Genomic DNA, 12,370 nt, shown 5'->3' on the forward strand with positions numbered 1-12,370 from the left:
GATCAGGCGTTGGGATCAAGGCCCCACATCGCAAAACGATTGGGATCGTCGCCCCAATTTTCGCGGACCTTGACGAACAAGAACAAATGAACACGGCGTTCAAAAATTGCCTCAAGTTCCTTACGGGCATCACTGCCAAGTGCCTTGATGCGTTTGCCGCCTTTGCCAAGGATAATGGCTTTCTGGCCTTCGCGCTCAACAAAAATGGTCTGTTCAAGCTTGACCGAGCCGTCCTTGCGTTCTTCCCACAATTCGGTTTCAACAGTTGCCGAATACGGAAGTTCCTGCTGCAGCTGATAATACAGTTTTTCACGCGTAATTTCAGCTGCCAACAAACGCAACGGCATATCCGACACATCGTCTTCCGGGAACATCCACGGACCATCAGGCATTTTGTCAGCAAGGAAGTTCACCAGATCCTGCGTGCCCTGTCCCTTCTTTGCCGAAATCATAAAGACATCGGTAAAGACTTCCTCGGCAAACAGATCCTGTGACAGGCGCAAAAGCTTTTCTTTATCCGCAACCTTGTCGACCTTGTTCAGCGCCAGAATGGCTTTGCTGCTCTGATTTTTCAGTTGATCAACGATCGCACGAACTTCTTCGGTGATCCCTGCCCCCGCATCAATCACCAAAACGACCAGATCAGCATCGTTTGCGCCATTCCATGCGGCCTTGACCATCGCACGATCCAGACGCCGCTTGGGTGCAAAAATACCCGGTGTGTCGACAAAAACAAGTTGTGCATCATCGGTCATGACAATGCCGCGCACGCGGGTCCGGGTTGTCTGGACCTTGGGCGAAACGATCGAGACTTTGGTCCCGACAATCTGGTTCAGCAAGGTTGATTTACCGGCATTTGGTGCGCCGACAAGGGCCACAAACCCGCAACGTTGCTGATAAGGTAATCTGTTTTCGTTCACCGGCGTGGGAACCTCATTCATAGTTCAGTGTATCCAACATCAATTGGGCGGCCTGTTGTTCCGCCTCACGTTTCGATTTGCCCTCTGCCCTAACACTTTCGCCGTCTCCGGTGGTTAGTTCGATGGTAAATACAGGCGAATGTGCCGGGCCTTGACGCCCAACCATTTCATATTTCGGCAATGGCTTTCCACGTCCCTGCAACAGTTCCTGCAGGCGGGTTTTAGCATCTTGCGGCGGCTTGGGTTCTTCCTCAAGAAGCGGCATCCAAAGGCGCTCGATAAAAATCCGTGCGGGCTCTAAACCACCATCAAGATAGAGTGCGGCAATCACCGCTTCCATGCAATCAGATAAAATAGCCGGATTAGCATCAGCACCGGCGGCGCGTTCGCCCTTTGCCATCTGAATGTATTCGCCAAGCCTGATTTGCTGTGCCAGACGCGCAAGCGTTTCACGACGTACCAGCGCCACAAAACGTTTTGCCATAGCACCTTCGCGTTCTCGCCCGAACCGCGTGTACAGTATTTCGGCAATGACCAGACCAAGTACACGATCGCCCAAAAATTCCAGACGTTCATTACCGCCGCTAAGCGCATCCTTGCCCTTGGCAGCACTGCGATGCGTCAACGCAACCCGAAGCAAATCGGGTTGCGCGAACTCATGGTTAATTTCAGCAATCAATGGCGCAGGGTCGGCCATCAGTTGACCCCCTGGAACAACCGATCGAACCGGATGCTGCCAAAGTCATAGATCGGTTGTGAGCTGTCTTTTGAATAGAACAGGAACTCTGCGCGACCCACGAGGTTTTCTATCGGGACGAAACGGAAACGCGACGGGAAGGCACGGCTATCGGCCGAATTATCGCGATTATCCCCCATCATGAAGAAATGACCTTCAGGAACGGTAAACGGCTCGGTATTGTCGCTTGGCCCCTGGTCCCCAAATATTTCAAGGATACGGTGGACCTTACCATTTGGAAGGGTTTCGATATATTGTGGAACGGCAATCGCCTGTCCGCTGCCATCGGTCAGTATGTAATCCTCGATGCGGTCACGATCAACCATGTCGCCATTGATATGCAGGCGGCCATTAATCACCTGAACGGTATCACCGGGCAGACCAATAACACGCTTGATGTAATCCTGGCTCGTATCGGACGGCAGTTTAAAGACAACCACATCACCACGATCAGGTTCGGATGACAAAACGCGCCCCGGGATCAGTGGCAAACTGAATGGCAGGCTGTGTTTTGAATACCCATACGAGAATTTCGACACAAACAGATAGTCGCCAACCAGCAAGGTCGGGATCATCGAACCGGATGGAATATTAAACGGTTCGAATGCGAATGTCCGAACCAAAAGCGCGATCACAATGGCCCAGAAAACGGTTTTCAAGGTGTCCAAAAGTCCACCCGTTTTCTTCTTTTGCACTAGCTTTTCCATTCAGTATCTAAACCAATCACTTTTTATCAATTCAGTCGGCCGAAATAACCACGACCGCATTTGCCAGCGGATATTCATCGGTCAGCGTCACATAAACTGATGCAACTTTCCCCGTTGGCGTCAATTCTTCAAGTCTTTTTAGCGCACCATCAATCAGTACCATGTCGGGTTTTCCGCTGGGCTGATGCACAACGCCCATGGTGTTGTGATACACGCCGCGGCGAAATCCGGTGCCCAATGCCTTTGAACAGGCTTCCTTGGCAGCAAACGCCATCGCCAGCGAAGACGCTGTCCGATGCGGTTTGCGCACAGCACGCCCGATCTCGATCTCGGTAAATACACGCTTCATGAAACGTTCGCCATGACGTTCCAGCGCCGTTTCAATCCGCCGGATATCACACAGATCGGTGCCAATGCCAATAATCATTATGCATCGCCATGCGCTGATCGTGCCTCGTCCATCAGACGGCGCATTTCAACAATGCTGTTCTCAAGGCCGATAAACACCGCCTCGCCGATCAGAAAATGTCCAATATTAAGTTCGGCAATTTCCGTCATTTTCGCGACCGGTGACACTGTATCAAAGCTAAGTCCATGACCGGCATGAACTTCAAGGCCAATACTTGCACCATAACGCACCGCGTCGCGAATACGTTCCAGTTCACGGTAACGGGCATCACCAACGGCATCGCAATAGGCACCGGTATGAATTTCAACAACCGGTGCGCCCAGATGTTTGGCCGCATCAAGTTGGGTTTTTGATGCCTCGATAAACAGCGAGACACGAATATCGGCAGCGCCCAGTTCGGAAACATATTTGTGCAAATGGTTGTGACCACCCGCCGCGTCCAAACCGCCTTCGGTTGTGCGTTCTTCACGTTTTTCCGGAACGATGCAAGCCGCATGGGGCTTTGCTGCCATTGCAATCGCCAGCATTTCGTCGGTAGCGGCCATTTCGAAATTCAAAGGAAGATCAATTTCAGCCCGCAAACGTTTGATATCACTATCGGAGATATGGCGCCGATCTTCGCGCAGATGCGCCGTAATGCCATCGGCACCGGCCTTGGCAGCTAATACAGCTGCACGTACCGGATCAGGATGTTGACCACCACGGGCATTACGGATCGTGGCGACGTGATCGATATTCACACCCAGTCTAAGTTTCGCACTCATTGTGTTTCGTCCTGCTTTCTGGTGGCGCTGGCAGCGGCCGTACCGATTTTCTTTTTCGCGCTTTCAAGCATCGGTCCAAGCCCATGACGTTCGGATGTCTTCATCCGGCGTAAAATGCGATTGTGGCGATAAATGACAACTGCACGGCGTACCGGAAAGTAAATCAGCATCCAGACAACAAGTGAAGTGGGAACACACCCAACCATCATCGGCCAGATAATATCAACAATGCTGGCCCAAAGCTGGCCCAAAGCCGCCTGATCCGCAACTTCCCAGTGACCAAAGATCAATCCGCCACCGACATAGCTAAGCCCGAGAACCACAAAATCCCAAAGCACAGCCATGTTGAAATGAACCGTATCGGTCGCAAGGTCCGTACCAAGAATCCAGTTTCCACAGGTATATAGCCACAACCAGATAAACGGAAACGTCCAGGGATTACCAATAATCGTCCCAAGCAACGAGGCCATCAAGTTGCTGCGTGTCAGCAGACTTAAAAGTGCCGACAAAACAAAATGGAACCCGATGAAAGGGGTAAATGAGATAGCAGCACCAATCGCAAAGCCCGAAGCAATGCTGTATGGCGATCCTGGCAACCGGGCAACACGATGGGCAAAATAGCGCGATGACCTGCGCCAGCCCCCTCGTGGCCAAAGCACATTACGAATGCGTTCAAAAGATGTCGGTTTGATGCGGCGCCGGAACATGCAGGATCAATTCATAGGCCAAACGGGACAAGCATAAAATAAGTGTGGCATATGCCTAAGTGCTCGCCGACGGAATGGCAAGGGTTTTGCGCCAAAACCCCCAAAATCACAAACTTCTTCACACCCCTGCCTCATCCCCGCGAACGCTCAACGGTATTGACCACGGGTGTTGCCCGCAACGCCGCAATGATATTGGTAAGGTGTTTAACGTCGACAACATCAATATCAATCAGCATTTCAAAGAAATCCTGCGTGCGGTTGGTAAAGCGAAGATTGGTGATGTTGCCGTGGTTTTTGGCAATTACACTGGTGATAGAGCTAAGCGCCCCCTGCTCATGTCCGACAGTAAGACCAAGCCGACCAATGAAATTTTCCGGTTCCCCGTCATTGTCCCAACCAACATCAAGCCAGCGTTCTGGCTGTTCGTTAAAGGTTTCAAGCGTATCGCAATCGATGGTGTGGATCGTAACGCCTTTGCCTGTGGTCACGATGCCAACAATCCGATCCCCCGGCAACGGGTGACAGCACCCGGCATAGTGTACAGCCATGCCTGGAATTAGGCCCTTAAGCGGAATGGCATGATCATGTTTACGATTGCGGGCACGTTCAAGCGGCACAACCTTGCGGGCAGTCTCAACATCCTTGGATCCCGGGAACACCGCATGGACGACTTCGCGGCCGGTATGATGCCCTGCCCCGACCGATGCCTGCAAAGAATCGACACTTGGCAGTTTGAATATCTTAAGAACACCGTCGATGGCCTTATCTGAATAATCATAGCCTTCCTGACGGAAGGCCTTTTGTAGAATCGCCTTGCCAAGGTCCTTGTATTGTTCTTCCTGTTGCTGACGGATGAAACGGCGGATACGGGCGCGCGCCTTGCCCGTCACAACAAACCGTTCCCAAGTCGGATTCGGCGTTTGCGCCTTCGAGGTTACCACCTCGACCTGATCGCCATTATTTAGCGTCGTGCGCAGCGGTACCATCGCGCCATTAACTTTTGCCCCGACGCAGGTGTCGCCGATATGGGTGTGGATCATATAAGCGAAATCAACCGGGGTCGCGCCAGCGGGCAATGCAATAACATCGCCTTTTGGACTGAAACAGAACACCTGATCCTGGAACATCGCCAGCTTGGTGTGTTCCAAAAATTCTTCGGGCTCGGATGCGTGGTCCAAAATATCCAAAAGATCACGAAGCCAGCGATACTGAACGCCTTCCTTGGTCTCGCCACTGCCTTGCTTATAGGCCCAATGCGCTGCCACACCGTTCTCATTGACCTCATGCATCTTGCGGGTACGGATTTGCACTTCGATACGATGGTTTTCCGGGCCAAGAACAGTTGTATGAATGGAACGATAACCGTTGGGCTTGGGCGTTGATATGTAATCCTTGAAACGCCCCGGAATGACTTTGTAATTGGCATGAAGATAGCCAAGAACCTCGTAGCATTGCGGCATGTCTTCGACCAAAACACGGAAAGCCATGATGTCAGACAGCTCGCCAAACGTGATGTTCTTGCGCTGCATCTTCTGCCAGATCGAATAAGGCCGTTTTTCGCGCCCATAAATGTCGACAGATAAGCCCTGACGGCTAATCAGGTCTTTCAGCTCGTCAACGATACGGCTGACGACATTATCGTCTTTTTCACGCAGGAATTCGAGACGCGACCTGATTGAATCGCGTGCTTCAGGATTGATATGCTGGAAGGCAAGATCTTCAAGCTCTTCCTTGATATCATGCATACCGATGCGCTCGGCCAGCGGTGCATAAATTTCAAGCGTCTCAGCCGCAATTCGCACCCGTTTTTCAGGCTTCGAAATATAATGAAGGGTCCGCATATTGTGCAGTCGGTCAGCAAGCTTGACCAAAAGAACCCGGATATCCTCGGACATCGCAAGCAACAACTTGCGGAAATTTTCGGCTTGTTTGGAATCTGCTGATTTTAGTTCAATTTGCGTCAGCTTGGTCACACCATCGACCAGCTTCATGATATTGGGACCAAAAAGCTTGGTGATTTCTTGCGGCGTGGCGTCGGTATCTTCGATTGTGTCGTGCAGCAATGCCGTAATGATCGTATCACAATCAAGCTTGTAATTCGTCAGGATGCCCGCGACTTCAATCGGATGTGAAAAATACGGATCACCATTGGCGCGCTTTTGCGAACCGTGTTTTTGGGTGGCATAAACATATGCCCGGTTCAGCGCTGTTTCACACGCATCCGGATCATAGGCCTTTACCCGTTCCACAAGTTCGTATTGGCGCATCATTCAGGGGCGTCTCCATGTTCATATGACAGGGCAAAATTCTTACCCTTTCATAAGATAGTACGATTTGGATAAAAAAAAGCCACGGAAGATAATCACCGTGGCTTTTCTTTTGAATTTTGTATCAGAACAAAGCTTTGCTAAACCTTATTCGTCTTCGCCGGATGCCGGGATGGTAACACCAACCGATGCATCTTCAATTGCTTCTGCCATCAGTTTTGGACCGAAATCATCTTCTGATTCTTCCGGCTCGTCTGCTTCGACATGTCGCTGCAGGCCAGAAACCATGCCATTACGCAGATCGTCATAATCAACAGTCTGTTCCGCGATTTCACGCAGCGCAACGACCGGATTTTTATCATTGTCACGATCAATGGTCAGTTCTGCACCTGACGAGATGTTACGTGCACGCTGAGCTGCCAGCATCACGAGCTCGAAGCGGTTTGGAATCTTGTCAACGCAATCTTCGACGGTAACGCGCGCCATAAATGTCTCCAGAAATACTTTTGGGGTGTCCAGACCGAGCTTTATAGCCCTGCCCTATCATTGTTGCAACAGCGAAGCGGTCTGTTTGAGTGGTTTTTACGCAATTCAAGGCTGTCTGCGAATTTCCTGATCCGCTGGAAGCCCTGAAATCAGATCATCAACGGATTGAAATAGCTGTGGATGCTGCCAGTCCGGAACAATATCACGCAGTGGAAGCAAAACAAACGCACGTAAGTGCATCCGCGGATGCGGAACCTGAATCCCCTCCTGCTCCACCAGCAATTCATCGCCATAGGCAATCAGATCCAGATCAATCGCCCGCGCTTCGTTCCGTGCATGACGTACACGCCCGAATTCGGCCTCGACAATATGAAGACGATCCAGCAAATCACGGGCATGCAGACGGGTTTCAATGCGGGCGACCCCATTAACGTACCAAGGCTGATCGGAAATCGGTACCGGTGCTGTTTCATAAAACGGGGAAACCGCCGCCACAGAAATGTCGCCATCTGCGGTCAATCGCTTAAGAGCCGCTTTCAATGTCTTTGCAGGTGCCCCATATTCGACGGTAGGAAGATTAGCACCAAAGGCAATCAGGATCACACCGTCTGTGCGGGCTGCGTCATCGTTCATGGTCGGTTTGCTCACGAAACTGGCTTTGGTTCGTTATGGGTGGGAAAGTTCAGCATAACTACGGAAGCGATCCTGTCCTGTCCATGATATTTTCGTCCTTTCTTTGTGTGCTGTTGCACGGTAGAAAAGTTAGCGTTTTCAGATTTTTGAAAATGACGATATTTAAAAGCTATGTTTGAGGAATTTTCAGATGATTTTTTACCCGCAGGAACGCATCGGGCTGTTTATTGATGGCTCGAACCTTTATGCCGCGGCAAGGGCCTTGGGTTTTGATATAGATTACAAACGCTTGCTCGATCTTTTTGCGCAAAAAGGTCAATTGATCCGGGCCTTTTATTATACTGCCCTGATCGAAGACCAAGAATATTCACCAATTCGCCCATTGGTCGACTGGCTTGATTACAACGGCTACACCATGGTCACCAAACCGACCAAGGAATTCACTGATTCCGCCGGCCGTCGCAAGATCAAGGGCAATATGGATATCGAGCTTGCGATCGATGTCATGGAAATGGCGCAACATCTTGATCACGTTGTGATTTTCTCAGGCGATGGCGATTTTCGCCGCCTTGTTGATGCCGTTCAGCGTAAAGGTGTTCGGGTAACCGTGGTTTCCACTGTCAAATCGAACCCGCCGATGGTTGCCGATGAACTGCGCCGTCAGGCCGATAACTTTATTGAGTTGACCGAACTTGAAGGCACTATTGCCCGCAAGGTTCAGCAACGCCGCGAAGATGACCACCCCGATTACGATGATCATCCTGTACATCCCGATCTTACTGAAATCGATTTTGACTAACCGCCCATTTTGACCAAATGACCGGGTGCGGCCTGCACCGCGCCCGGCAAACTGTCAGACACGCCATGACCACCTATCAGCAACCGGACCGAGATTGCCAGCTTTGCCCGCGCCTCGTTGAATTTCGTCGCGCCAATCAGGCAAAATTTCCCGATTTCTATAATGGCCCTGTTCGCCCGTTTGGACCGTCTGATGCCCGACTTCTTGTTGTCGGGCTTGCGCCGGGACTTAAGGGGGCAAACGCAACGGGGCGGCCGTTTACCGGCGATTATGCTGGTGACCTTTTATATGACACGCTTAAAAAATTCAATTTCGCCAAAGGAACATATGACAAGCGCCCCGATGACGGATTGGAGCTGATCGACTGCCGTATCACCAACGCCGTTAAATGTGTTCCCCCGGAAAACAAGCCAACCGGCCCAGAGGCCAACACCTGCCGCCCATTTCTGATCAGTGAATTTGGGGCAATGAAAAACCTGTCGGCCATTTTATGTCTTGGACTGGTCGCACATCAGGCTATGTTGCGCACCTTTGGGCTCAAACTTTCATCGCTTAAATTTGGGCATGGCGCATCACATAAAATGGAAAACGGCATCACATTGTTTGATAGCTATCACTGTTCACGCTACAACACTCAGACCTATCGCCTGACGCCTGAGATGTTTGAAAACGTCTTTGCCGATATCCGCGCACATCTGGACCATTAAATTGCCCGATACATCCCCCACGACTGACCTGCTCGACCGACCAGCCCGACGTCTGCCGATTGACGTTCTGCGCGAAGTCTTTGGCTATGACAGCTTCCGCGGGCAACAGGCCGAAGTCATTGACCACGTCATTGCAGGCAATGATGCACTTGTGCTGATGCCAACGGGTGGTGGTAAATCGCTGTGCTATCAGGTCCCTGCCCTGTGCCTGCCGGGTACTGCCATTGTTGTATCCCCGCTGATTGCATTGATGAAGGATCAGGTCGATGCGTTAAGTCAGCTTGGCGTTAAGGCCGCCTTTATAAATTCAACGTTAAGCCTTGATGCTGCACGTGAAATTGAGGCCCGAGTTATTGATGGCGATATTGACCTGCTTTATGTCGCACCAGAACGGTTTGCGACAGATCGTTTTCTAAACTTGCTTGACCGGATTAGCATTTCCCTGTTTGCGATTGACGAAGCCCATTGCGTATCGCAATGGGGACACGATTTTCGCCCCGAATATCGCAGGCTTGACTTGCTGCCAACGCGGTTCGCACATGTGCCGCGCATCGCTCTGACGGCGACGGCAGATGCCCCGACCCGCAAGGACATTGCCGAAAACTTGCATTTAACCAATGCCCAATGTTTTCTGACCGGGTTTGATCGCCCCAATATCACCTATCGCATCGAGACCAAGGGAAATTCGAAGCAGCGCCTTTTGTCATTTCTGAACCGTGAGCATATCGAAGATGCCGGGATCGTCTATTGCCTGTCGCGTCGCAAGACAGAAGATGTCGCGCAATGGCTAAGTGATAATGGCCGGCCGGCATTGCCTTATCACGCAGGCCTTCCACAGGAAACGCGCCAGCTTCATCAGGACCGATTCTTGCGCGAAGAAGGATTGATCATCTGTGCGACGGTTGCCTTTGGCATGGGCATTGACAAGCCAAATGTCCGCTTTGTAGCGCATTTGAACCTGCCCAAAAGCATGGAAGCCTATTATCAGGAAACCGGGCGCGCCGGGCGTGATGGCCTTCCGGCCAATGCCTGGATGAATTACGATCTTTCTGACATTGTATCGATCCGGTCAATGCTGGCATCCTCGGACGCACCGGACAGCCAGAAACGCATTGAAAGCCGCAAACTTGATGCTCTGGTTGGTCTGGCCGAGACGACAAAATGCCGCCGCCAGGTCATTCTTTCCTATTTTGGCGAAGAAGACATCAAACCCTGTGGTAACTGTGACACCTGTCTTGAACCCGTAGAAACATGGGATGCGACCGAAGCATCGCGCAAAGCTCTTTCGGGCGTCTATCGTACAGGGCAACGATTTGGCCCGGCGCATATCATCGAAGTTCTGATGGGCCGCAAAACAGAAAAGATCCGTCAGAACAATCATGATTCATTGTCGGTCTATGGCATTGGCAAGGACATCCCGCAGCCACAATGGCGTTCGATTTTCCGTCAATTACTTGCCATGGGGTATCTTCAGGTCGATGTCGAAGGCCATGGCGGCATTTACCTGACCGAGGAATCGCGTCCTGTCCTACGCGGTGAAAAAGTCGTCGAAATGCGTAAAGACCCTGGTGAAAACAAGCGCACAACGACCAAACGTTTGCGCGATTTCGATACCAATTTTGAAGACGAAGAAGACCGCGATCTTTGGGAACGCCTGCGCAGCCAACGCCGTGAACTTGCAACCAGCCAAAATGTCCCGCCCTATGTCATTTTCAGTGACAGAACACTTTGGGAAATGGTCCGCTTCAAACCCAGAACGTTAGAAGACATGGCGTCGATCAATGGCATTGGTGCCAAGAAACTGGATCTGTATGGTCTGGTATTTCTTGATGTGATGGACGGCCGTCGCTAACGGCTACAATGTCACCAATACCAGCCTGCTCCTAATCATCAGACGAATAAACCCAAGTAAATAGCGCTGGAAATATATCCTCATACTATTTTATTTTTGGCTGATTATTCGCTGTAGCGCTCTTCCGTCCATGGGTCGGCGTTGTTGTGATAGCCGCGCACTTCCCAGAATCCGGGTTTATCTGTTTTGGAAAACGTTATTTGCCGTACCCATTTGGCGCTTTTCCAAAAATACAACTTCGGGATGACCACACGAACAGGGCCGCCATGTTCTTCGGTAATCGGGACATCCTCCCAGTGATGGGCCAGCAGCACGTCCTCATCTAGGAATTGCTCAATCCGGACATTGGTGGTGTAACCATCATGTGCGGTAAACAGGACATACCGGGCATCTGCCATTGGCTTTACCAATTCAGCAAGCGATAGCGCGGAAATGCCTTGCCAATGGTTTTCATACCTCGACCAGCTGGTAACGCAGTGAATGTCGCTTTTGGTCATAAACGCAGGCAAATCAAGAAGCTGTTCGAAATCAAGGGTTATCGGATTTTCGACTTCGCCATCGATGATAAGTCGAAAATCAGTGGCACTGACATGCGGGGTAATCCCAATATCAAGGACCGGCCAGTCTTTGACCTCTCGCTGGCCCGGGGGCAGTCGATTTTCATGCAAAGAATCAGTACGGCCGGTCAGCAAACGACCATTTTCCGCCCATTGCTGTTTTGCCTTGATCAGTTTTTCTTTGATCTTGCCGGAAAAATCATCCGCCATTTCGGAAATCCCCCTGCATGCGCCGAATGAAAAAAATGGCGCAGTCATGTTGATCATGTCTGCACCATTTATGCATTTTTTCGATATTGGCAAGCAATATACATACTTGTATAGCATCATTTTTAACCGAAATCGCGCAAGATCCGTGCCTTGTCACGTTGCCAGTCACGTGCCTTGACGGCTTCGCGCTTGTCACCCTTTTTCTTGCCTTCTGCGATTGCCAGCTCAAGTTTGGCAATGCCACGCTCATTGAAATAAAGCTTTATCGGAACAAGGGTGAAACCTTTCTTGTTCATGGCATCGCTCATTTTCGTGATTTCGCGTTTATGCAGCAGCAATTTGCGCGGCCGGCGTTCTTCATGGCCGAACGGCATCTTGCTTTGATATTCCGGGATATAGGCATTGATCAGCCAGACCTCGCCATTCTTTGCCTCGGCATAGGATTCCTGAATATTTCCCTTGCCGTCACGAAGTGACTTGACCTCGGTCCCACGCAAGGCAATGCCAGCTTCAAATGTTTCCGTCAGGAAAAAATCGAACCGGGCACGCCTGTTTTGCGCGACAATCTTACTGTTAGGGTCTTCTTTTTTTGGTGCCATTACAACAACTTGTAAGC

14 protein-coding genes are annotated in these 12,370 nt (G+C 50.9%); 3 read left to right on the plus strand and 11 right to left on the minus strand.

All coding sequences use genetic code 11. The annotated features are described in order from the left end of the window. Positions 1-2: 2 nt before the first annotated feature. From era to folK, 9 genes are all read right to left on the minus strand, one after another. Positions 3-941, minus strand: a complete 939-nt coding sequence (gene era, locus TALK_RS07185) for a GTPase Era (RefSeq protein ID WP_085617360.1) — start codon at positions 939-941, stop codon at positions 3-5. Next, positions 934-1,617 (minus strand): ribonuclease III, encoded by a 684-nt coding sequence (rnc, locus tag TALK_RS07190; protein WP_085617362.1) that lies wholly within the window; start codon positions 1,615-1,617, stop codon positions 934-936. The genes era and rnc overlap by 8 nt, the downstream gene beginning before the upstream one ends. Beyond that, complete coding sequence (gene lepB, locus TALK_RS07195) at positions 1,617-2,363, minus strand: signal peptidase I (RefSeq protein WP_085617364.1); 747 nt, start codon at positions 2,361-2,363, stop codon at positions 1,617-1,619. Before lepB ends, rnc begins: the two co-directional genes overlap by 1 nt. A 31-nt stretch (positions 2,364-2,394) precedes the next feature. After that, the gene (acpS, locus tag TALK_RS07200) at positions 2,395-2,790 is read right to left on the minus strand and encodes a holo-ACP synthase (protein WP_085617365.1); all 396 of its coding nucleotides are present in this window, start codon (positions 2,788-2,790) and stop codon (positions 2,395-2,397) included. Beyond that, on the minus strand, positions 2,790-3,536 hold the full coding sequence (locus TALK_RS07205; protein WP_085617367.1) for a pyridoxine 5'-phosphate synthase: 747 nt from the start codon (positions 3,534-3,536) through the stop codon (positions 2,790-2,792). Before TALK_RS07205 ends, acpS begins: the two co-directional genes overlap by 1 nt. Beyond that, positions 3,533-4,243: a DUF2062 domain-containing protein gene (locus TALK_RS07210; RefSeq protein ID WP_085617368.1), complete on the minus strand. Its 711-nt coding sequence runs from the start codon at positions 4,241-4,243 to the stop codon at positions 3,533-3,535. The genes TALK_RS07205 and TALK_RS07210 overlap by 4 nt, the downstream gene beginning before the upstream one ends. A gap of 131 nt (positions 4,244-4,374) precedes the next feature. Next, on the minus strand, positions 4,375-6,513 hold the full coding sequence (locus tag TALK_RS07215) for a RelA/SpoT family protein (protein WP_085617370.1): 2,139 nt from the start codon (positions 6,511-6,513) through the stop codon (positions 4,375-4,377). Positions 6,514-6,657: 144 nt separating this feature from the next. Next, the gene (rpoZ, locus tag TALK_RS07220) at positions 6,658-6,996 is read right to left on the minus strand and encodes a DNA-directed RNA polymerase subunit omega (protein ID WP_085617372.1); all 339 of its coding nucleotides are present in this window, start codon (positions 6,994-6,996) and stop codon (positions 6,658-6,660) included. 105 nt (positions 6,997-7,101) lie between these two features. Continuing rightward, positions 7,102-7,629, minus strand: a complete 528-nt coding sequence (folK, locus tag TALK_RS07225) for a 2-amino-4-hydroxy-6-hydroxymethyldihydropteridine diphosphokinase (RefSeq protein WP_085617373.1) — start codon at positions 7,627-7,629, stop codon at positions 7,102-7,104. Positions 7,630-7,819: 190 nt separating this feature from the next. Between folK and TALK_RS07230 the strand changes: the two genes are divergently transcribed. From TALK_RS07230 to recQ, 3 genes are all read left to right on the plus strand, one after another. Then, entirely contained in the window at positions 7,820-8,428 is a 609-nt protein-coding gene (locus tag TALK_RS07230; RefSeq protein WP_085617375.1) for a LabA-like NYN domain-containing protein, read from the plus strand. 65 nt (positions 8,429-8,493) lie between these two features. Then, on the plus strand, positions 8,494-9,135 hold the full coding sequence (locus TALK_RS07235) for a uracil-DNA glycosylase (protein ID WP_085617377.1): 642 nt from the start codon (positions 8,494-8,496) through the stop codon (positions 9,133-9,135). Position 9,136: 1 nt separating this feature from the next. Continuing rightward, a complete protein-coding gene (gene recQ, locus TALK_RS07240; protein ID WP_085617378.1) occupies positions 9,137-10,987 on the plus strand; it encodes a DNA helicase RecQ in 1,851 nt (616 codons plus the stop codon). A gap of 104 nt (positions 10,988-11,091) precedes the next feature. Here the strand turns inward: recQ and TALK_RS07245 are convergent, their stop codons facing one another. Beyond that, positions 11,092-11,754, minus strand: a complete 663-nt coding sequence (locus TALK_RS07245; RefSeq protein WP_085617719.1) for a sulfite oxidase-like oxidoreductase — start codon at positions 11,752-11,754, stop codon at positions 11,092-11,094. A 122-nt stretch (positions 11,755-11,876) separates the two neighbouring features. Beyond that, positions 11,877-12,353, minus strand: coding sequence for an SsrA-binding protein SmpB (gene smpB, locus TALK_RS07250; RefSeq protein ID WP_085617380.1), 477 nt, complete (start codon positions 12,351-12,353; stop codon positions 11,877-11,879). Positions 12,354-12,370: the final 17 nt, after the last annotated feature.

This window comes from Thalassospira alkalitolerans (genome assembly GCF_002115745.1).
GTDB lineage: Bacteria > Pseudomonadota > Alphaproteobacteria > Rhodospirillales > Thalassospiraceae > Thalassospira > Thalassospira alkalitolerans.